Source organism: Caproiciproducens galactitolivorans (assembly GCF_026672255.1).
Lineage (GTDB): Bacteria > Bacillota > Clostridia > Oscillospirales > Acutalibacteraceae > Caproiciproducens > Caproiciproducens galactitolivorans_A.
In genome coordinates, this window is sequence record NZ_JAPOHA010000002.1 from 78,520 (window position 1) to 99,528 (window position 21,009).

General features: G+C 44.6%; 26 protein-coding genes. 24 read left to right on the forward strand and 2 right to left on the reverse strand.

What is annotated here, in order from left to right; all coding sequences use genetic code 11:
- The first annotated feature begins 18 nt into the window (after positions 1-18).
- The 24 genes from fliI to OUY18_RS02120 all read left to right on the forward strand — a co-directional run bounded on the left by fliI (position 19) and on the right by OUY18_RS02120 (position 20,069).
- On the forward strand, positions 19-1,317 hold the full coding sequence (fliI, locus tag OUY18_RS02005; protein ID WP_268057040.1) for a flagellar protein export ATPase FliI: 1,299 nt from the start codon (positions 19-21) through the stop codon (positions 1,315-1,317).
- A gap of 2 nt (positions 1,318-1,319) precedes the next feature.
- On the forward strand, positions 1,320-1,763 hold the full coding sequence (gene fliJ, locus OUY18_RS02010; protein ID WP_268057041.1) for a flagellar export protein FliJ: 444 nt from the start codon (positions 1,320-1,322) through the stop codon (positions 1,761-1,763).
- A gap of 52 nt (positions 1,764-1,815) precedes the next feature.
- Positions 1,816-3,108 (forward strand): flagellar hook-length control protein FliK, encoded by a 1,293-nt coding sequence (locus OUY18_RS02015; RefSeq protein WP_268057042.1) that lies wholly within the window; start codon positions 1,816-1,818, stop codon positions 3,106-3,108.
- A 16-nt stretch (positions 3,109-3,124) separates the two neighbouring features.
- Positions 3,125-3,610 carry a flagellar hook assembly protein FlgD gene (locus OUY18_RS02020; protein WP_268057043.1) on the forward strand — a complete coding sequence of 162 codons (486 nt, stop codon included), beginning with the start codon at positions 3,125-3,127 and terminating at the stop codon, positions 3,608-3,610.
- A gap of 53 nt (positions 3,611-3,663) precedes the next feature.
- On the forward strand, positions 3,664-4,068 hold the full coding sequence (locus tag OUY18_RS02025; protein WP_268057044.1) for a TIGR02530 family flagellar biosynthesis protein: 405 nt from the start codon (positions 3,664-3,666) through the stop codon (positions 4,066-4,068).
- Between the two features lie 79 nt (positions 4,069-4,147).
- Positions 4,148-4,975, forward strand: coding sequence for a flagellar hook-basal body complex protein (locus tag OUY18_RS02030; protein WP_268057045.1), 828 nt, complete (start codon positions 4,148-4,150; stop codon positions 4,973-4,975).
- A gap of 75 nt (positions 4,976-5,050) precedes the next feature.
- Positions 5,051-5,254 (forward strand): flagellar FlbD family protein, encoded by a 204-nt coding sequence (locus OUY18_RS02035; RefSeq protein WP_268057046.1) that lies wholly within the window; start codon positions 5,051-5,053, stop codon positions 5,252-5,254.
- 33 nt (positions 5,255-5,287) lie between these two features.
- Positions 5,288-6,127 (forward strand): motility protein A, encoded by an 840-nt coding sequence (locus OUY18_RS02040; protein ID WP_268057047.1) that lies wholly within the window; start codon positions 5,288-5,290, stop codon positions 6,125-6,127.
- A 54-nt stretch (positions 6,128-6,181) separates the two neighbouring features.
- Entirely contained in the window at positions 6,182-7,018 is an 837-nt protein-coding gene (locus tag OUY18_RS02045; RefSeq protein WP_268057048.1) for an OmpA/MotB family protein, read from the forward strand.
- 98 nt (positions 7,019-7,116) lie between these two features.
- Positions 7,117-8,115, forward strand: coding sequence for a flagellar motor switch protein FliM (gene fliM, locus OUY18_RS02050; RefSeq protein WP_268057049.1), 999 nt, complete (start codon positions 7,117-7,119; stop codon positions 8,113-8,115).
- Positions 8,116-8,134: 19 nt separating this feature from the next.
- Positions 8,135-9,250, forward strand: a complete 1,116-nt coding sequence (gene fliY / locus OUY18_RS02055; protein WP_268057050.1) for a flagellar motor switch phosphatase FliY — start codon at positions 8,135-8,137, stop codon at positions 9,248-9,250.
- 35 nt (positions 9,251-9,285) lie between these two features.
- Entirely contained in the window at positions 9,286-9,648 is a 363-nt protein-coding gene (locus OUY18_RS02060; protein WP_268057051.1) for a response regulator, read from the forward strand.
- Between the two features lie 28 nt (positions 9,649-9,676).
- A complete protein-coding gene (locus OUY18_RS02065) occupies positions 9,677-10,117 on the forward strand; it encodes a FliO/MopB family protein (RefSeq protein ID WP_268057052.1) in 441 nt (146 codons plus the stop codon).
- A gap of 43 nt (positions 10,118-10,160) precedes the next feature.
- Positions 10,161-10,850, forward strand: a complete 690-nt coding sequence (gene fliP / locus OUY18_RS02070) for a flagellar type III secretion system pore protein FliP (protein ID WP_268057260.1) — start codon at positions 10,161-10,163, stop codon at positions 10,848-10,850.
- Between the two features lie 27 nt (positions 10,851-10,877).
- On the forward strand, positions 10,878-11,144 hold the full coding sequence (gene fliQ / locus OUY18_RS02075; RefSeq protein ID WP_268057053.1) for a flagellar biosynthesis protein FliQ: 267 nt from the start codon (positions 10,878-10,880) through the stop codon (positions 11,142-11,144).
- A 45-nt stretch (positions 11,145-11,189) separates the two neighbouring features.
- Positions 11,190-11,948 carry a flagellar biosynthetic protein FliR gene (locus OUY18_RS02080; protein WP_268057261.1) on the forward strand — a complete coding sequence of 253 codons (759 nt, stop codon included), beginning with the start codon at positions 11,190-11,192 and terminating at the stop codon, positions 11,946-11,948.
- A gap of 40 nt (positions 11,949-11,988) precedes the next feature.
- Positions 11,989-13,056, forward strand: a complete 1,068-nt coding sequence (gene flhB / locus OUY18_RS02085) for a flagellar biosynthesis protein FlhB (RefSeq protein ID WP_268057054.1) — start codon at positions 11,989-11,991, stop codon at positions 13,054-13,056.
- The gene (gene flhA / locus OUY18_RS02090) at positions 13,053-15,110 is read left to right on the forward strand and encodes a flagellar biosynthesis protein FlhA (RefSeq protein WP_268057055.1); all 2,058 of its coding nucleotides are present in this window, start codon (positions 13,053-13,055) and stop codon (positions 15,108-15,110) included. The genes flhB and flhA overlap by 4 nt, the downstream gene beginning before the upstream one ends.
- A gap of 42 nt (positions 15,111-15,152) precedes the next feature.
- Positions 15,153-15,926, forward strand: coding sequence for a sigma-70 family RNA polymerase sigma factor (locus OUY18_RS02095; protein WP_268057056.1), 774 nt, complete (start codon positions 15,153-15,155; stop codon positions 15,924-15,926).
- 12 nt (positions 15,927-15,938) lie between these two features.
- Positions 15,939-16,676 carry a flagellar hook-basal body protein gene (locus tag OUY18_RS02100; protein WP_268057057.1) on the forward strand — a complete coding sequence of 246 codons (738 nt, stop codon included), beginning with the start codon at positions 15,939-15,941 and terminating at the stop codon, positions 16,674-16,676.
- Positions 16,677-16,693: 17 nt separating this feature from the next.
- Positions 16,694-17,389 (forward strand): flagellar hook-basal body protein, encoded by a 696-nt coding sequence (locus tag OUY18_RS02105; protein ID WP_268057058.1) that lies wholly within the window; start codon positions 16,694-16,696, stop codon positions 17,387-17,389.
- Between the two features lie 31 nt (positions 17,390-17,420).
- Positions 17,421-18,884: a DUF342 domain-containing protein gene (locus OUY18_RS02110; protein WP_268057059.1), complete on the forward strand. Its 1,464-nt coding sequence runs from the start codon at positions 17,421-17,423 to the stop codon at positions 18,882-18,884.
- Between the two features lie 79 nt (positions 18,885-18,963).
- Complete coding sequence (locus tag OUY18_RS02115) at positions 18,964-19,587, forward strand: chemotaxis protein CheC (RefSeq protein WP_268057060.1); 624 nt, start codon at positions 18,964-18,966, stop codon at positions 19,585-19,587.
- A gap of 29 nt (positions 19,588-19,616) precedes the next feature.
- Positions 19,617-20,069, forward strand: a complete 453-nt coding sequence (locus OUY18_RS02120; protein WP_268057061.1) for a chemotaxis protein CheD — start codon at positions 19,617-19,619, stop codon at positions 20,067-20,069.
- 70 nt (positions 20,070-20,139) lie between these two features.
- On the opposite strand, the gene OUY18_RS02125 is transcribed toward OUY18_RS02120, so the two are convergent.
- Positions 20,140-20,583 (reverse strand): hypothetical protein, encoded by a 444-nt coding sequence (locus OUY18_RS02125; protein WP_268057062.1) that lies wholly within the window; start codon positions 20,581-20,583, stop codon positions 20,140-20,142.
- A gap of 42 nt (positions 20,584-20,625) precedes the next feature.
- Positions 20,626-21,003 carry a flagellar export chaperone FliS gene (fliS, locus tag OUY18_RS02130; RefSeq protein WP_268057063.1) on the reverse strand — a complete coding sequence of 126 codons (378 nt, stop codon included), beginning with the start codon at positions 21,001-21,003 and terminating at the stop codon, positions 20,626-20,628.
- Positions 21,004-21,009: the final 6 nt, after the last annotated feature.

Below are 21,009 nucleotides of genomic sequence, written 5' to 3' on the forward strand. Positions count from 1 at the left end.
AAAGTGGAGCGTGAGACGTTGAATTTTAAAGAAGCCTATGAAGTTTTGGAAAAATTAAATCCGCTCTGTTACATGGGTAAGGTTAAAAATATTGTCGGAATGATGATTGAAACAGCAGGATTAAAAGCAAATGTCGGCGATATTTGTTATATTCAGAATTCCGACAATGATAAAACAATCATGGCCGAAGCGGTCGGATTTAAAAACAGCGAAGTTCTTCTGATGGCTTACGGCGACATTAAGGGAATCGGCCCGGGAAGCCTTGTCCGTTCAACCGGACGGAAGCTAAGGGTTCCCGTGGGTGATTTTCTTGTGGGCAGGACGATTGACGCAACCGGAATGCCGATCGACGGTCTGGGAAGCTTTCAGGCAAAGCAATATTATAATGTAGATGCCACCTACACCAACCCGCTGGAGCGGCCCAGAATCAGCCAGCGCCTGACCTTTGGCATTAAGGCGATCGACGGGATGCTTACCATCGGCAAAGGGCAGAGAATGGGCATATTCGCCGGGAGCGGTGTGGGAAAGAGCACCCTTATGGGCATGATTGCAAAAAATGTAAAAACAGATATAAACGTGATCGCGCTTGTCGGAGAAAGAGGCCGTGAAGTTACCGAGTTTATTGAAAAAGACTTGGGAAGGGAAGGGCTGGCGCGTTCGGTATTGGTTGTTGCAACCTCCGATCAGCCGGCGATGTACCGCGCGAAATGCGCTACGGTCGCTACGGCGATTGCCGAGTATTTCAAAGATCAGGGAAAAGATGTCCTTCTTATGATGGATTCCCTTACCCGGTTTGCAATGGCGGAAAGAGAAATCGGACTGGCCGCCGGGGAACCCCCCATCGCGAGGGGATATACGCCGTCCATCTACGCGGAGCTGCCGAAGCTTCTGGAACGAAGCGGGAATTTCAAGGAAGGCTCCATAACCGGGATTTACACCGTGCTGGTGGAAGGCGACGACACGAATGAACCGATATCCGATACCGTCCGGGGAATCATTGACGGCCACATCGTTCTGTCGCGTTCACTGGCCCATAAAAATCATTACCCAGCGATCGACACAAATGCGAGCATTTCCAGACTGATGAACGATATCGTTACGGAAGAGCATAAACTTTCGGCTGCAAAAATTCGTGATATTCTCTCAGTTTATAATCAGAATGCAGATTTAATTTCCATTGGAGCGTATAAACCGGGTATGAATCACAAGCTGGATGAAGCGATAAAAAAGATCGATTCCGTCAATGCGTTTCTGTGTCAGAGAACCGATGAAAGCTTTTCTTTTGAAGAAACTCTGAATCTTATGGAAGGTTTATAAGGATGAAAAAATTTATTTTTACCCTTGAAAAAGTCCTTAGCTTCAAGCAGCAGACGCTGGATATACAAAAGAATGAGCTTTTGCAGCTGCAAATGAAGCGGATGGAAATTGAAAAGGAAATAAACTCCCTGAACGATCTGTTTGCGGCAACCAATCGAAAAATGCAGGAAGAATTGCAAACCGGAATGAATGCAAGTGACATTACAATTTATAAGACGTATTTCAATATTCTGAATCAGAAGATATTGAAATTAGTGGAAGATAAAAGTAAGCTGCAGGAGATTATAGCGCAGAAAAAGACCGAAATTATAGCCATTAACAGTGATATTTCCGGGCTCGAAAAATTGCGTGATAAACAGCTTGCGGCGTATTTGGAGATTTGCAGGAAAAGTGAAGAGCTTGCAATTGACGAATATGTCAATCAGACACGCAGCGCCGTATTTTAAGTGCTTATAAATTATTTTAATTTATAAAATAGCAAATGAAGGAGGTGAGAAGATGATACAGCAAATATCGAATAACGCGGTTCCGCAGAAAACGCAGACTCCCCAGGCGAAAAAGGACAGTACCGGCGGCGTTTTTGAAAGTATGGTTCAAAAGTCCGAAAAAACGGCGACCAAAGACCGTACAAAGCAGACGGTTACGGCTTCCGCTGAAGGGGAAAAGAGCCCGGATAAAACCGATGAAACAAACCCTCAACTGATTCAGCCAAACCTGGCCCAGTTCGCGCAGATGTTTCAAGCGCCCGTTCCCATAGCCGTTTCGGATATGGTGCAGGTACAAGGCGAAACGCAGGCGGTAAATCCTTTATTGGCCGTTACCGGTTTGCCGGCAGACCCCAAACAGGTGTCCTTGCTGCCGTCCGCTGAAGCACAGGTTGGAAATTCAACGCCGGAAAAGATTATAGCCGGGAATGGGCTTCTTCCGAATCCTGTAAAACCGGAAGTCCCAACCGCGCAGTTAACGGATTCCAATCCAACAGCGGTTAAAACGGAAGCTTCTGTGCAGCAGGCAAATTTCGCTTTGCAGGAAAAACCGGCCGCTGCGGCAGATCAATCCGGGGACAGCTTGCCTGTTCAAACGCAGCCCGCCGCGGTTCAGACGGAACTTCCGAAACAGGATGTTCCGGTGATTCCAAAGCAAGATTCCTCTCCGGTTCTTGCGAAGCCGGATACGGTATCCGCGAACGTTCCGTTACAAGCGGAAAAGCAAGTTTCAGCGGAATTATCCCCCAACCGGAATGCTGAGGACAGAAAAGAGACCATACCGATGGAAGCGGCATCCCAGAGCCAGAATGATGCGCGTCTTTCCAGTCTTTATGAAAACGGAAATGTCGTCATTAAGATTTCCGATGCAAAGGCTTCGGGGAAAGCCATAGGGAATCAGCTCACGGATAAAGTCCTTTATCATTACAATAAGGGCAATCAGCAGTTCCAAATGGAACTTTCCCCGCAAAATTTAGGGAAAGTTTCCGTTAAGCTGGCGATACAGGACGGCGTGCTGAATGTTACCATACAGGCGGCAAATCCGAAAACGCAGAGCTTGCTGATGGAAAACAGCGCGGATATTAAAACAATTCTGCAAACTTCCATCAACCAGCCGGTACAGATTCATGAAACGGCACAGGATCACGCATGGTATCAGCAGAACCAGCAGAATCAGCAAAACCAGCCGCAGCAGGACCGAAATCAAAGGCAGAACATTCGGCTTCCATTGGATGATCAGAATGGCAGTACCGATGATTTTTTAACGGTGATGCGGCAGCTTAGGCAGCAGGTTTCCGCAATGTAAAGAAAGGAGGAATAACTTGAATTCGATTTATCCGTACAGTCTTAGCGGTGTTGCCGGCGTGCCCGCCAAATCCTCATCCGGTGATTCCAATGTGAAAACAGGCAAGTCATCGCTGGATATGACCGACTTTATGAAACTTCTGGCGGCGCAGATGGCGAATCAGGATGTGACAAATCCTACCGATAATAACCAGTTCATCAGTCAGATGGCGCAGTTTGCTTCCTTACAGGCTATACAGGGGCTGTCACAGCTTTCTACAGAGCAGTATGGAGCTTCCTATGTTGGGAAAAAGGTCATTGTTGCCAGTTATGATACAAACGGCAAGCTCGTTCAGGATACAGGCATTGTAGATTGTGTCGATTTTTCTTCCGGCGCACCCTGTATATCTGTGAATGGCAAATTCTACTATTTGTCTTCTGTTATGCAGGTTAGCACGGATACGTATCAGCCTCCGGAAACGCCGAAGCCAGAACCACAGACACCTCCGCCGGTTAATACGTAAACGCCATCCATTGTCATGAGGCAAACGGTCTTGTTGCAGTTAGGAGTTCAGTCATGGATGATATTCAATTTAAAAAAAGCTACTCCGCGTTTATCAATCCGAATTATGCCGTAACGCCGGCCCAAAAGGGTCAGGCGAGCGAAAAACCCAATCCCGCCGAAAGCGAATTCGGGAAAATATTTCAGAAAACCCTTGAACAAAACCAGCAGCTTACGTTTTCCAAACACGCGCTGCAGCGCATGGATTCCCGGAATATTCCGGTATCCGGGCAGTTGGTTTCCCAAATTAACAGCGCGGTGGAAAAGGCAAAGGCAAAAGGGATTAAGGACGCGCTGATCTTAAACGGACAGACGGCCTTTATTGTGAATATTCCCAGCAGCACAGTTGTTACAACCATGAGCGGTCAGGAGATGACCGACAACATTTTTACAAATATTGACGGAGCCGTAATTTTATAACCGGACCTCTTGAGGAAGTTATTGGGCCTTGAACGACAGAGAGGCTCATACGGTTCCAATAAAAAGGAGAGAAATAATTATGAGTACAGCAATGTATTGCGGTATCGCAGGTACGAAAGCCTACCAGACCGGTATGGACGTTATCGGCAACAACATTTCAAACGTGAACACCTACGGTTTTAAAGCTTCCAGAGTAATGTACCGCGACTTATTTTACCAAACGCTTCAGAATTCCACGAGTGCATCAGGTGGTTTCGGCGGGTCAAATCCCTCGCAGGTCGGCTACGGTGCAACTGCGTCAACCGTTGATGTATTGAATACCCGTTCCGGCCGTGCGCCTACCGGCAGCTCAAACGACTGTTATATCGACGGTGAAGGTTATTTTGTAGTTGATGACGGAACTACAGGCAAACTATATACCCGCGTTGGTTCATTTTCTTTTGACGGTTCCGGAAATTTGGTAGACGGGAATGGAAGACTGGTATACGGAGTGGATACAAGTGGAGCTTTAGCGCTTGTTAAGGTTGAGAAGTATAATGATTATAAAGATATTAAAATTGGCAGTGACGGAACAATAACTGGAACTCCGAAAGCGGGGGGTGATATTGCAACACTTGGGTCAATTGCAGTAGCTAATATCCCAAACCCTTCCGGCCTTACGCAGATGGGCGGTTCTTACTATAGAGCTGATGGCAATGCGCAATCTGCTACTATTAAAGTTAGTTACAGTAAGGCAGGCGCGAACGGTACCGGCCAGTTGATAACAAGTGCGCTGGAAACTTCCAACACCGACCTTGCCAACGAGCTGACCCAGATGATTATCAACGAAAGAGGATTCCAGGCAAACACGAAAATCATCACCGTCAGCGACGAAATGATGGAAACTCTTGTAAATATGAAGCGATAATTATTCGAAATAGCTGCCGTTTCTGAAGCCAAAAACGGTTTCAGAAACGGTTAGCACTGAAAAGGAGGATTGAATATGATAAACGTTACCAATCTGAACGGCACTTCTTTTGTGGTGAATTCAAACCTCATTGAAACGATTGAATGTATTCCGGAAACAAAAATAACCTTAACGACAGGCAAATATTATTTAGTTTCGGAGAACAGTGAAGAAATTATAAAAAAAATCATTCTTTATAATCGTGAAATCTTTAAAAATACTGTTAAGTTAAAGAACTGAAAAACCGTATTATGATCGCAAGGAAGTGTTTGTGTGGATTTAACAAGCATTGTGGGGTTTATAGCCGGTCTGGCGCTGGTTATCTTCGGAATTGTATTTGACCCTTCCACCGGAGTTGTATGGTCTACTATCCGGAATTTTATTGATTATCCGAGTATGGCGATTACTTTTGGCGGTACGATTGCAGCAACCATCATGGCTTTTCCGCTTTCCTACTTCAAGGAAATTCCGAAGCATATGAAGGTTATTGTTCAGGGAAACAAGTACCAGCCACAAAAGTATATCGATACGATCGTAGACTTTGCACAGGAGGCCAGAAGAAAGGGACTGCTTTCTCTGGAAGATAAAGCCAGCTTATTACAAGATCTGTTTATGAGAGACAGCATTATGCTGATTGTAGATGCGATAGACCCTACGAAGGTAAAAGAAATTCTGGAAGATAAACTGAATGGATTGGAAGACCGGCATTCGCATGTTTGGCAGTTCTACGAGAAATTTTCTACTTTTGCACCTGCGTTCGGTATGATCGGTACTCTGATCGGTTTGATTAACATGCTTGCCAATATGGATATGAATTCCAACGATGGCGCAACCAAAATGGCGCAGGGCATGTCGACGGCATTGGTAACCACCTTCTATGGCTCTATGCTTGCAAACCTGGTGCTGACTCCGCTGGCACATAAATTACATATGCTTCATGATGAAGAAATGGTTTGTAAAGAAATTGTTGTCGAGGGCGTCATCGCCATACAGGCGGGAGACAATCCAAAACATATCGAAGAAAGGCTGAATGCATACGTAAATGAAAACAGAAGGCTCCAAAAGGTTGGACACAACGCTGCAAGCACTTCCGGCGATAAAGGAAGGCGTTAATTCGAAATAATCCGGGGGAATCTTCCCGTTGACATAAATTGGAGGGGTGATATAATGGCGAGAAAGCGGTCGAATTCCGGAAGCGGAGGCCCGAACTGGCTTGATACCTATTCCGATATGGTGACGCTTTTGCTTACCTTTTTTGTTATGCTGTTTGCCATGTCCACCATGGACGCCAGCAAATGGCAGAAGCTTGCAGAAGCATTTTCCGCTAATAAACAGACGAATGCGGCTACGCAGAAAGGTGGAAACGGGGGTGCTCAGAATTCATCAAGCATCAGTCTGCCTTCCGTTTTAGACACCGAATCGTCCAGCAGCAGTAAGGGAGGAGGCAGTTCAAGCAACGGCAAAGTTACGGATTTTGACAGCCTGTATCAATATTTAAATGATTACGTGAATAAAAATGGTTTACAGGATTCCGTACATGTTCATAAAGGGGACAATTACACCTTTCTGACGTTTCAAAACAGTATCTTTTTTACGGGAGACAGCGCTGAACTGCGCGACGAAGGGAAAAAAATTCTGGACTTTGTAAGCGACGGAATTAAATATATTCCCGATCAAATCGGTGAGATACGTTTTTACGGCCATACGGCCCGTGCGGGGAACTCTACTTCCGCTACCGCGCAGGCGTTTGACCGGGCACTTTCTTCGGACAGAGCCAAAAATGTTCTGCTGTATGTTCAGCTGAAAAACGTTATCGATCCGGCGAAAATGGTTTCTGAAGGGTATGGAGAATACAGGCCGATTGTTCCTCATGACGGAACAGAAGCCGCCCGGGCAAAAAACAGAAGAGTGGAAATTTATATTTCAAAATCCGGGCAGAGCAGTTCTGTTTTGGATCAGGTTTATAAAGATATCAATAAAGATGTGGATAAGGAAAAAAAGTAACCGAATGAGAACCATTGAACTATGCGCAATCCGGCGTTTTGTTTTCCGCATAGAATAGGACGCCTTTTAAATTTTAATATGCGGGAGTAGGAGGTCCTATGGCAGAAGTATTGTCTCAAAAGCAAATTGATGAGTTATTGGGGAGCCTGCAAAGCGGACATGTAGACTTTAATGAAATCGAAGAACAAACCACAGGTCCTAAAATAAAAGAATATGACTTTATGTCCCCCAAGAAGTTTACAAGGGAGCAGTTGAAGCTGCTGGACAATGTTTTTGACAGTGTTTCAAGAATGTTCAGTCTTCAGCTTGCGGGAATGCTTCGCTCTACCTGTCAAATGGAAATTTTGCAGGTGGAAGAGGAAGAGTTCCGCGAGTTCAACAACGCCCTTGGCGACTCCATACTGGTCGCTATCATTGGAATGCATAGCGAAGAAAACAAAATCGATGACAAACCCGTTTTAATTGAACTGTCCCGTCAGATTTCTTTCTCCATAATGGATCGTTTGCTGGGTGGAAACGGCATGGGGTATGATATCGAGAGAGATTATACCGACATTGAGCTTTCTTTATTGGAATATGTTTTTAAGCAGGTATTGCCCCTGATGGATAATGCATGGAGCAACTATATGGAAATCCATCACACATTGGATATGATTGAAACGAACTCCAGACTGATGCAGCTGGTACAGCCCGACGAAGCAGTCGCGATTATCGCAATTGAAATTACGATTGAAAATCTAAAAGGAAATATGAATATTTGCCTTCCGGCCTCCTCTCTTGACGAGGTGTTCCGTGTTTTCAATTCCAAATACGTGAAATTGCCCAAAAAAGAAGATCCTGTGTTGGAGGAGCAGCGTAAGCTTGGAATTATGCGCAGCCTGAAAAGTTCTCCGCTTAATATTAGCGCGATGTTAGGTAAAACAGAAATCAGCCTGAAAGATTTGCTCAGCTTGCAGGCAGGAGATATTATTCCACTCAATACGCAAGTGGATAAAGATTCAATTGTCCTGGAAGTAGAGAGCTTGCCGTGGTTCACAGGCGTTATAGGAACAAAGCAGAAAAAATACGCCGTTAAAATCAACAAATCTCTACAATAAATGAAGAAAGGTGATTTCTATGGAGCCGAATAATGAAGAAATATTTTCTGCTATGGACATTGACGCTATAGGAGAAATACTGAATATCAGTTTGGGTTCTTCAGCAACCTCCGTTTCGGAAATGCTGGAACAGCGTGTAAATATTACAACACCCCGCGTTGAAGTGATGCCGTCGAAGGATGTTCATTTTGAATCAATGGAACCGGCTATTGCGGTAGAAATAAATTACGTAAGCGGATTAGACGGTAAGAATATTTTGATTTTAAAAGAATCCGATGTAAAAGTGATCGTCGGTTTGCTGCTTCATACGGATTATTCCGAACAGGAATTCGTAATGGATGAAATGAGTATCGGAGCAATCTGTGAGGTAATGAACCTGATGATGGGTGCTTCCGCAACGGCGCTTTCTCAGTTTTTGAACATGGCGATTAATATATCGCCCCCGACTTCTTTCCAGATCAGTAATTCCGAGCAGTTTAAAAGCAAGTATTTTGAAACGGAAGAAACCGTTGTTACGGTGCATTTCAATCTGATGATCGGCGATGTGGTAAACAGTGAGTTTATCAGCCTGATGAAGATCAGCCTGGCAAAAGAACTGATCCGGTCCTTTAATTTTGGCACACCCGCCGAAGCGGAACCGCCGAAAGCAGAACCGGCGCCGCCAAAACCACAGCCGGCTCCGCCGAAGCCGCCGCAGCCCGCACCTTCCAGGCCGCAGCCGGTACAGCCAAAACCGCAGCCGGCCCCGGCAGTGAGCAGGCCGGCCCCTGCAATGGAAACAGCGATGAGTCCCGAACCACCGCAGCAAAATTATAACGTGGGACGCGTAGCGTATCAAAGTTTTGATGCGGAAGATACCATATTAACGAACGATCAAAATAATAACCTGAATATGATTATGTCCGTTCCGCTGCAAATTACGGTTGAAATCGGCCGTACTAAAAAGCCGATTAAAGATATTCTGGATTTTACATCAGGAACTATTGTAGAATTGGATAAACAAGCCGGTTCGCAGGTCGACGTCTTCGTAAACGGCAAACCGATTGCAAAGGGTGATGTTGTCGTTGTAGACGACTTTTATGGTGTGCGAATTACAGAAGTATTAAGCAACAACGAAATCATGAAATTAATTTAAATAGCACTGTAAGGTGCAAATTAGGAGGAACAGAAATGAGTAAGAAGATTATGTTGGTCGACGATGCGGCGTTTATGCGAATGATGATTAAGAATACCCTTCAGCAAAATGGTTATACGGACATTCTGGAAGCCGAAAACGGGGAAAAGGCGATTGCCCTTTATTCCGCGGAAAAGCCCGACTTAATTCTGATGGATATTACAATGCCTGTTATGGATGGGCTTGAAGCATTAAAAAATCTGAAGGAAATGGATGAATCCGTTAAAGTGGTTATGTGTTCCGCTATGGGCCAGGAAGCGATGGTTGTGGAAGCCCTGAAACTTGGCGCAAAAGATTTTATCGTAAAGCCCTTTAAACCGGACCGTATCATGAAGACCGTAAACGGAATCCTGGGCTGATGAGATTGGTCGTTGGGGAGGAAATGCGTTGAGATTTCATTTGGCGGCCCTGCCGCTTCTTGGCTTTACTTCAGATATATTGCCGCTCTTCTTTTCGTTGGCCGCGATTGTTTTGGTTCTATATCTTTGTTACCGGTTCAGCCAGTTTATGGCCAAACGTGTGAACACTATATCGAATTCAAACAATATGAAAGTAATAGAACGCGTAGCTTTATCACAGGACAAGGGCCTTGCAATTATTGAAGTTTGTAAAAAATTATACCTTATCGGTTTTTCGAACAGTTCGGTTGAAATTCTGAAGGAACTGGATGAGTCGGAAATGAATGCTGCAGAAGCTGTCCCCAAAGATCGTTTTCTGGACGCTTTAAATTCAACGTTAAAATCAGGATGGGATGTGAAATTGAGTGACGCAATTTTCAGTAAAGCCAGAAGAACGGACGGTACCGAAGACAAAAACGAAAAAAAATAAGATCGGTAAAAAAGCTCTGCTTCTGGTTACACTGTCCCTCGTGATGATTCTTCTTCTGCCTTTGCAGGCTTCCGCGGCTTCCGTCGGTATCAATGTGAACGGCAAGAGTATGGATACCCTTGAGATCATCGAGATGTTCACGCTTTTGGCGCTGATCCCGTCCATTCTCATTATGACGACCTGCTTCACCCGGATCATTATCGTGCTTTCCTTTTTAAGAAACGCGCTTGGATTGCAGCAAACGCCGCCGAATCAGGTTCTGATCGGAATTGCGCTGTTTTTGTCGCTTTTCATTATGACGCCGGTTCTCAATGATGTGAATACGCAGGCGTATCAGCCTTATAAAGAACAGAAAATAACGCAGGAGCAATTCTTACATAAGGCCGCCGTTCCGATGAAGACGTTTATGCTGAAAAACACGAAGAAGGAAGATTTAAATTTATTTGTAAATCTTTCAAAGGCCAAGCCGGTAAAATCCGTGAATGAATTATCCATTACGGTTGTCATTCCCGCTTTTATGACAAGTGAGCTCAAAAGAGCGTTCCAGATTGGCTTTTTGATCTTTATCCCATTTTTAATTATCGATATGATCGTATCCAGCACCCTGATGTCGATGGGTATGATTATGCTTCCCCCGTCCATGATTTCTCTTCCGTTCAAGCTGTTGCTTTTCGTACTGGTAGACGGCTGGGGGTTATTGTTTAAAACCCTGGCTTCAAGCTTTAATATTTAGTCGAGACAGGAAAGGATTAGGCTGCTTATGACAATATCGCAGATCAACGAGGTTTTACAGGCGGCGATGGTTGTTGCGCTGAAAGTAGCTGCACCCATTTTGATCGTCAGTATTTTATTGGGCCTGATTGTTTCGATCTTTCAGGCTGCAACCCAAATTCACGAGCAGACCCTTACCTTTGTACCGAAGTTAGTGGCAATTGGCGTAATTTTGGTTATTTTGGGACCATGGATGTTTGAAACAATGAATGATTTTACCTTATATATCTTTCGCATGATTGCAAAATTAAATTAAAAGATTAAAATAGTTGGAAGGTGTGATCATAAGCTTCTTATGAATATGGACTATGATTTTACCCTCCTGCTTTTTATATTTATGAGGATGTCGGGCTGTATCCTGTTTAACCCGATACTGGGCAGAAGAAACTTACCGGTCATCCTTAAAGTCGGGCTTACCCTTATGCTCTCGGTTTTTTCCTATCATCTTATTCCTGCGCAGACCATTCATATTTCCTCTTTCCTTGTGCTCTGCATCAGCCTGTTAAGGGAACTGTTGATTGGGTATATCGTGGGATATATCATCCAGTTGTTTTTATCTGTAATCATGATCGGCGGCGAAAATATGGATATGCAGATCGGTATATCCATGTCGAAAATTTACGATCCGCAAAGCAATGTTTCCATGCCGCTGTCCGCGTCTTTCATGAATCTGATGTTTATTCTGATCTTCTTTGCAGTGAACGGGCATCTGACCCTGATCCAGATTTTTATGAAGTTAAGCGTGATGATTCCCTATGATCAGTTTCAGTTAAAACCGGAAACGACACAGTATTTAGTCAGCTTATTTTCCCTCATCCTGATTTACGCGGTTAAGCTGGCGCTTCCGGTTCTGGCGGCGGAGTTCATTGCGGAAATCGCCGTCGGGCTGATTATGCGGGCCGTACCGCAGATTGATGTTTTTGTAATTAACATACAGCTGAAAGTAATTCTGGGCTTTGTCATTATTTTAATAATGGTGCCGCCTCTTTCTACCTTCCTTGAAAGATTGATTACTTTGATGTTCGATAATATCAGTCAGGTCTTTGCAATGCTGAAATAGTCTTCGGATCGGCTTGCATCCGATTTAAGGGGGGGATGACATGGCAGACAGCAGCAAGACAGAAAAAGCCACCCCGAAAAAACGAGAAGACGAACAAAAAAAGGGTAATATTTTTCAAAGCAACGATGTGGTCAGCGCGCTTTCCATTCTCGCCCTTTTTACGATTTTAAAAATTATCTTTCCGTTTATTTATCATTATCTTTCCAACCTTATCTTTAAGTACATCACTTACGTAAAAACCGTCCCTGTGCTTTCTGAATCCTTTACAACCGATATCATGCGGGATATTCTGATTTCCGTCCTTTTATTGGCGGGCCCGGTTATGCTGACTTCCATCGCGGTAAGCATTATTGCGACTGCCATGCAGACGAAACTAAAGATCTCCAAGGAAAATATAAAGTTTAAATTTTCCAGAATCAGCCCGATTCAGGGGATGAAAAGGCTGTTTTCCCTTCGTTCCATAGCGGAACTGGTGAAAGCGCTCATAAAGATTTCTGTTATTTTTTATGTTTTATATTCCGCGTTCATCAAAATAACAGCATCCTTTACGCAATTAATGTTTGAAGATGTTTTTCAGGCGGTTTCTTTTATTCTGAACTCGCTGATGGATATTGTTATACAGCTTTCCATTGCTTTTATTTTTATAGCGGCTCTGGATTACCTGTACCAATGGTGGGAATACGAAAGAAACATCCGCATGTCAAAACAGGAAATTAAGGAGGAATATAAACAACTCGAAGGGGACCCGTTTATTAAGGGACAAATCAAGGAAAGACAACGAAAAATATCCATGCAGAGAATGATGCAGCAGGTACCCACCGCGGATGTTATCGTTCGAAATCCAACCCACTTTGCAGTTGCTCTGAAATATGATATTCATAAAAATAACGCGCCGATTGTTGTCGCGAAAGGGCAGGATTATATGGCGCTGAGAATTATAGACATTGCTGAAAAATACAACATTCCCATGACAGAAAACCGGCCGCTTGCCCGGGCTTTGTATGAGACCGTAGAAGTGGACAGGGAAATTCCGGAGCAGTTTTACATGATTATTGCCGAGGTTATGGCGTGGGTTTATTCACTGAAGAAGGAGACGAAGCGATATTGAAGATCCGTAATAACATAGTGGCAATCTTTGTAATCCTCATTATCGGATTTATCATCATTCCGCTGCCTCCTTTTTTATTGGACATGATGTTTATTATAAACATATCCCTTTCCGTTATGATCCTTCTGATGACCATGTATGTTAAAAACGCATTGCAGTTTTCTATTTTCCCTTCCATGCTGTTAATGACCACCATTTTTCGGCTGGCATTGAACATTTCATCAACACGGCTCATTCTTACCCAATCCGGAAAAGCAGGCCAGGTTATTGAAACTTTCGGAAAATTTGTTTTAAGAGGAAACGTTGTTGTCGGTTTTATTATCTTCATTATCATTGTTATCGTAAACTTCATGGTTATTACAAAAGGCTCCGAACGTGTTTCGGAAGTATCCGCAAGGTTTAAGCTGGATGCTATGCCCGGTAAGCAGATGGCAATCGACGCCGATCTGAACTCAGGCATTATCGACGAATCCACGGCGCGTCAGCGCAGAGAAGACATCCAGCGCGAAGCGGAATTTTACGGTTCCATGGACGGTGCCACCAAGTTCGTTAAAGGCGATGCCATTGCCTGTATCATTATCACGTTTATCAATTTCATCGGCGGAACCATTATCGGCATGGTGCAGGGCGGAAGCTCCTTCGCCGATGTTCTGAATGTTTATTCGATTGCAACCGTCGGTGACGGTTTGGTCTCGCAATTGCCGGCGCTGATGATTTCAACCGCAACCGGTATGATCGTTACGCGCGCCGCGTCGGATTCCAGCCTGAGCCTGGATGTTTCCAAACAGTTTTCGTCTTATCCGATTGTCATGATTATCGCGGCATTTACCTTGATTTGCTTTTGCTTTATTCCGGGAATGCCGGTTGTGCAAATCCTGATTTTAGCAATCGCCCTTTTAGCGGCAGGTTTCAGTCTGAAGAAGAAGAACGAAACTGCCGCTGTGGCGGGGCAGAAAAACCAGGTGCCGGAAACGGCCGCCGCGGAACAGGATGAAACCAGCTATTATAAAAATATTGACAATATTTATGATCTTCTGCAAATTGACGCGATTGAAATGGAATTCGGCTACAGCCTGATTCCCCTGGTCGATGAAAACAGCGGAAGCAGCTTTATCGAAAGACTGGTTACCTTCCGGAAACAGTTTGCTTTGGAAATGGGTATGGTTATCCCGGCGGTTCGCCTGCGCGACAACGGAATGCTGAACCCGAACCAGTATGTTATTAAGATTAAAGGGGAGGAAGTCAGCCGGGGAGAAATTCTGGTGGATTATTATCTGGCACTCGACCCCGGAAATCTTACGGGCGTTATCGACGGAATTGAAACCATCGAGCCGGCCTACGGAATCCCGAGTAAATGGATTACCAAGGACAAAAAGGAAATTGCCGAAATTTACGGCTATACCGTAATCGATCCGCTTTCCGTGGTCGTTACCCATTTATCCGAAACCGTTCGCAGACATGCCTATGAGCTGCTTTCCAGACAGGATTTAAATCAGCTGCTGGAAACCGTCAAAAAGACCGGTTCCACCCTTGTGGACGATGTCATACCCAACTTGATTTCCTTTTCCGGCCTTCAAAAAATCCTTTGCAACCTGTTAAAAGAGGGCATCCCGATTCGGGACATGGAAACCATACTCGAGACGATTTCGGACTATGCCGTCAATGTACATGATCCGGAGATTTTAACCGAATATGTCCGTCAGTCCCTGAAACGGACGATTACCCGCAAATGGTCGGACGGCGGCCAGATCAGGGTTATTACGCTGGACAGCGAAGTGGAGAGACTGATTGTAAATTCCATCAGCAAAAACGATCAGGGAACCTATCTTTCCCTTGACCCGCAGACAACGCAGAAAATTGTGTCCAAGCTGCTTGACTGTATCACCAAGGTAAAAGAAGTGATCAATGTACCGATTATTCTTACTTCGCCTGTTGTGCGAATTTATTTCAGCAAAATGCTTGCGCAGTTCTATCCCAACGCGGTTGTTTTGTCGTTCAATGAGCTGAATTCCGACGTGCAGATTCAAGCGGTTGCCAATGTAGTGCTTGAATAACAGGCCGCAAGAAATTTAAGTTTGAAGGGAGGGGCGGCTGAATTGAAAAATATAGAAACAGAACAGATTTCAACAGTGGAATTATGGGCGCAGTACCATCAGACAAAAGATCAAGGTGTCCGAAATCTGCTTGTCATACAATACAGTTACATCGTAAAATGCATCGCGCTCAAAACGGTCGGTCGCTACCAATATTTTAATTATATGGACGATATCGTCAACGAAGGTCTTATCGCGCTGCTGGATGCGGTAGAAAAATTTGACGAGGAAAAGAAGGTTAAGTTTGAAACCTATGCTTCCATCAAAGTGCGCGGTGCCATGATCGACTACATACGGAAACAGGATTGCTTTCCAAGAAGGCTGAAACGCATTGCCAAGGATATCAGTGAGGCGGAAAATGATTTAAGCCATCATTTAGGCCGCGGACCCACCGATAAAGAAATGGCGGAGTATTTGAAAGTCAGCCTGACGGATTTTGAAAAGATGCAGGCGGAAACCTGTGTGCTGAATATGCTTTCCTTTGAAGAGATGATCTATGAAAAGGGCGTTGAAAATATTCAGGTAAGCCAGTCCAGTGATTCCATTCACGGGCCGGAGCAGGTGGTGGCCGAAAAGGAGCTTCAGGACATTCTTGCGGACGATATTAAACTGCTGAATGATAAGGAGCAGATCGTTATTTCGCTGTATTATAAGGAACAGTTGAAAATTAAAGAAATATCGGGTGTAATGGGAATCAGCGAGTCCAGGGTTTCACAGATTCACTCCAGCGCACTTCGCAAATTAAAGAAGTATTTAGCGGAATACCTAAACCAGTAAGGAGGAAAAAAGATGGACAGAGGATTTTACGCCCTCGGCTCCGGCATGCTGACGCAGAGCAGGGTTTTAACCGGAATCAGTAATAACCTGGCGAATCTGGAAACTCCCGGATACAAAAAGAAAAAAGTTTCTGTTTCCACATTTGGAAAAATGATGATTAACCGAGTCGATACACAGAAAACAGAGATCGGAGATATGAGCCTGATAACGGTGGCGGACAAAACGAACACCATCCATACGGAAGGTGTTTTAAGCAATACCAACCGGTCACTGGACTTTGCGATTAAAGGCGAGGGCTTTTTTGCGGTTCAGGGGGAAAACGGCACGGTATACACCCGCAACGGCAGCTTTAACGTCGACAAGGACGGTTACCTGGCTCTGAAAGATGTCGGCCGGGTTTTAGGAAGTAACGGCCCGATTAAAGTGGGAACCGACCAATTGGCAGCGGATGAGCAGGGAAATCTGATGGTAAACGGGAAGAACGTCGGCAGGATTGCGGTTTATAATTTTGCCGATTACAATACTTTGCGGGCCAGCGGGGAAGGAATGTTTTCTTCCAACGGCGGGGCGCCCACTCTTATACAAAACCCCAGTATCCTTTGGAAAATGGTAGAAGGTTCCAATGTGAATGCGGCGGAAGAGATGACGAGTGCACTTTCCGCGCAGCGGAATCTTCAGAATTGCTCCCAGGCGTTAAAAATGTATGATCAGGTGCTTACCAATTCGGTGACTAATATTGCAAAATTATAAGGCAGAGGTGAACGATCGTGATTAATTCTTTCTATACGGCGGCAACCGGCACCATCAATTTGCAAAACGGCATGGACGTTACGGCAAATAATGTTGCGAACCTTTCAACGGTCGGCTACAAGGCGTCCGGTTCGACCTTTTCCGATCTCCTGTATACCAATATCCGCGACGGCAATGAAAATTTGAAATGCGGGCACGGCACCAAGCTTCAAAAGACAGATACGCAGTTTGAACAGGGTTCTCTTAGAGAAACCGGCCGTGCTTTGGATTATGCGCTGATCGATCCAAACGCCTTTTTTGCCGTTCAGACAAAAGACGGGGTGCAGTATACCCGCAGCGGAAATTTCCATATCTCCTTGGAAAACGAAAAAGGTTATCTCGTTGATTCTGTCGGGAATCATGTGCTGGATGCCAGCGGTAAGCCGGTATCCGCAACAAGCGAAAAGGACAGCCCGAGCGTCGGCGTTTATTCCTTTTTAAACGAAGACGGGCTTATACGTACGGGTAATACTTGTTTTATAGAAACCGCAGAATCCGGAAAAGCCAATGTAGTGACAAATCCGGAAATTAAAAATGGATTTCTGGAAGAATCCTCCGTTAACAGCGCAGATCAAATGGCTTCTATGATGGGGTATCAGAGGGCATTCCAATTTAATTCGAAAATCGTACAAATGTCGGATGAGATTATGCAGACCGTAAATTCTTTAAGATAAAAAATAGATGGAACATTGAGGAGCGATAAAAATGAGTTTGGATTCGCAGCTGGCTGGAGAAGAAGCGCAAATAGAAGAGCCAAAGCCTCAGTTTGATCTTACCGTTTCGGTGGACAGTATGCTGGCCTTTTTAAGAGTAAAGCCGGCCAACGCCGATCAGGTCGTTACATACGATGAGGTTGTCGATTACCTCACGCAAAAAGGAATTACGTATGGCATCTGTGAGGATGACATACGCGATTTTTGCGAAACAAAAAAGTTTTACACGGAGCTTCTTTGCGCAAAAGGAGACCTTCCGGTAGACGGTGAGGACGGATCCATTACCTATAACTTCAGTACGAATACGGATTTTCGCCCAAAGGAAAGGGCGGACGGCACCGTAGATTTCCGAGATCTGGATATGGTTAAAAATATTGCGAAGGGGGAAGAGCTTTGCCGGATTACCCCTCCGGTACCCGGAAAAGACGGAACGGATGTTTTTAATCGGACGGTTCCTTTTAAACCGGGGCGTTCCCCCTTGCTTCCGGGAGGAATTAATACCGCTGTCTCCGAAGACGGGCTTGCGTTGATCGCCGAAGTGGACGGTTGCATTAATTTTACATCTTCCAGAATTGATGTAAGTGAAGTCTTTATTGTACGGGGCGACGTGAACAGCGCTTCCGGAAATATCAATTCAATTGGCTCTATCATTGTCCAGGGCGACGTCCGGGAAGGATTTTCCGTGAAAGCGGGAAAAGACATCTCCATTCACGGAATGACAGAGGGAGCCATTATCGAGGCGGAAGGAAACATCACCATTTCCAACGGAATGAATGGGATGGGGAAGGGCTCTTTAAAAGCGGGCGGGAACATTGTCGGTAAATATTTTGAAAATTCTGTTTTAACTGCGAACGGGGATATTTACGCAGATGTACTGATGAATTGCAGGGCGACGGCAGGCGGGTCGATCATTTTAAAAGGCAACAAAGCCTCTTTAATCGGTGGAAAATATGAAGCCGGTCAAAAAATCGTTGCTCACAATATCGGAACAGGAACTTCCAAGGCGACGAAAGTTTCCATCCAATCGCCAAAACTCAATGATCTGCTCGTTATCGGTTCGGAAGAAGAAAGTATGGAAGCACTGGAGCAGCAGTTGACCAATGCCAAAAACGACTTGGAGGATTTTCAAAGCAAATTTGCAGATTTAAGGGCGCAGATCAGAGCGGATAATCAGATGGAACCGGAAAAGCAAAGCCAGATGATCAAGGCGGCAATTATTAAGAAAGCCAAAATGGCGGACGAAGTACAGGGCATTAAGGATAAATTGAAAATAGCAAGTGAAAAGAAAAACAGCCTTTCCGAGTTTAAAATTGTCGGTTCCAGCGTTGTTTATATCGGCACGAAAATGTCGATTGGTCCTTTTAATCTTACATTGATGAATGATTACAGCAATATGAAATTTTATGCGAATGCAGATGAAATCGTATTTAGCCCCGTTTTGCCATCCGATTTTTAAACGACAGCTTCCCAATGCAGCCGAAAGGCCGGAAGCTTGTTCTGATTTATAGCCGAAATGCGGCGGAATGGAGAATAAGATGTCAATTTTAAATTTGGAACAACTCAATGAGATGCATATCGATGTTTTGAAAGAAATAGGAAATATCGGGGCCGGAAACGCCGCTACTTCTCTTTCACAGATGCTGAATACGGAAGTGGATATGACGACGCCGGTTGTTAAGATATTGGATATCAGCGATGCTGCCAACCTGCTGGGCGGCCCGGAAAACGTGGTTATAGGCATTTTGTCCAAGCTGGGCGGCGACATCGAAGGAATTATGATGTTCATTATTGAACAGGATTTTGCGAAAACCGTGCTGACGTCCCTGCTTGGCGTTCAGGAGGTCAGCTGCGATAAATTGTCGGATATGGAGCTGTCGGCTATTTCCGAACTCGGAAATATTATGATCGCCGCGTATACCGGTTCGATCGGCACGCTGTCACAGATGAATTTAAAAACAACGGTGCCCGCGATTACCGTCGATATGGTCGGCGCTATTTTAAGTGTCCCGGCTATCGAAATGGGTTCCGTTTCCGATAAAATCATCTTTATCGAGGATGATTTCCTGAGTGGAAAGAAAGACGTTACAGCGAATATGCTGCTGGTGCCTTCTATCGATTCCTTAAATAGATTAATGGAGAAATTGGGTATTGCATTATGAGTAGTGTTTTTACAATTGGGATATCGGATATGAAGATCGTAAAATATGATGATTCGCTGGTAACTTATGCGCTTGGTTCCTGCGTAGGCATATGCTTATATGATCCGGCTATGAAAATCGGCGGCTTAGGGCATATCATGCTGCCGAATTTTCCTTTAAGTAATCCAAAAGAAAATCGAAACCGCTTTGCCGATACATGTATTCCCGACATGATACAACAGATGGAAAGAATGGGGTGCAGCCGAAGGAGGATCATCGCGAAAATAGCGGGCGGTGCAAAAATGTTCGATGTGGCAGGCGATTCCTCTTTCGGCAATATAGGTCAGCGCAATATTGCATCTGTTAAAAATTCTCTGGCGCAGCTTCAAATTCGAATCTGCGCGGAGGATACGGGTTTAAATTACGGCCGAACGGTTTATTTTTATACAGAGGACGGGCGGATGGTGGTCAAATCCTTTTCAAAAGGAGTTAAAACGTTTTAAAAGGATTACAAGTAAAGGCATTCTTTCAATTTTAGAATTGAAAGAACGCCTTTACTTGTGTTTTGTATGCTTAATTTATATTTCTATAGATGTTTTGGCCCTTCTCGTCCTTGCGAAGCTGATTGATTTTCTCTTGCAGCTCCGTACACTGCTTTTGCAGGGTTTCACGGGCAATCTGATCTAACGCGCCCGCTTTTTGCAGGATATCCGCACAGTCGCGGGAGAGCTTCAAAATTTTCCGTTCCTCATCACTGCCGCATTGATCGTCCTGAATCGCATCCGGTTGTAACAGACGGGCCAAATGCTCCTGCTGTTCAGCCGGCAGATTTTTCGCCAGCTTCTGAATCAGGCTGTTGCATTTCTTTACCCTGTCGATGTAAATACCGCGCAATTCGAGGAACTGATCCAGCTCAACTTCCTGCTGCGTGCAGCGAACTTCAATCTGCTTTGTCAGATTCCAGATCTTTGTCAGCAAAAGAACCTTTTGCTCGAGACAGGCAATGATTTCATCCATAAGTTATAAGCCTCCGAAAGGGCGGAATTCTCTTCCGGCCCTTTATTTTTTCATATGGCAGAGCTTTTCCGCTTCCGCCCATGTATCCCTCATATTTTCCACCAAGGGAACAAGTTCATCTAAGCAAGAGGGATCACGTTTCACTTCGGCTTTTATAATTTGCTGGTTGAAAAAATAGTATAAGTCATATAAATCTTTTGAGATACTATAATTCCAATCCAATATGGATGAAAGATAACTGAAAATTCGCTTGCATTTATCCGTGCATTTCTCAGCGGTTTCATAATTTTTGTCTTTCAGCATCATGGAACCGTAGTGAAGATTCTTCAACGCCTCGTTGAACAGCGTTATAAGCTGCTCGCCTTTCGACATTGTATTAATGGATTGTTCTTTGTATTGCATAATAGGATCAATTGGCATTTTTAG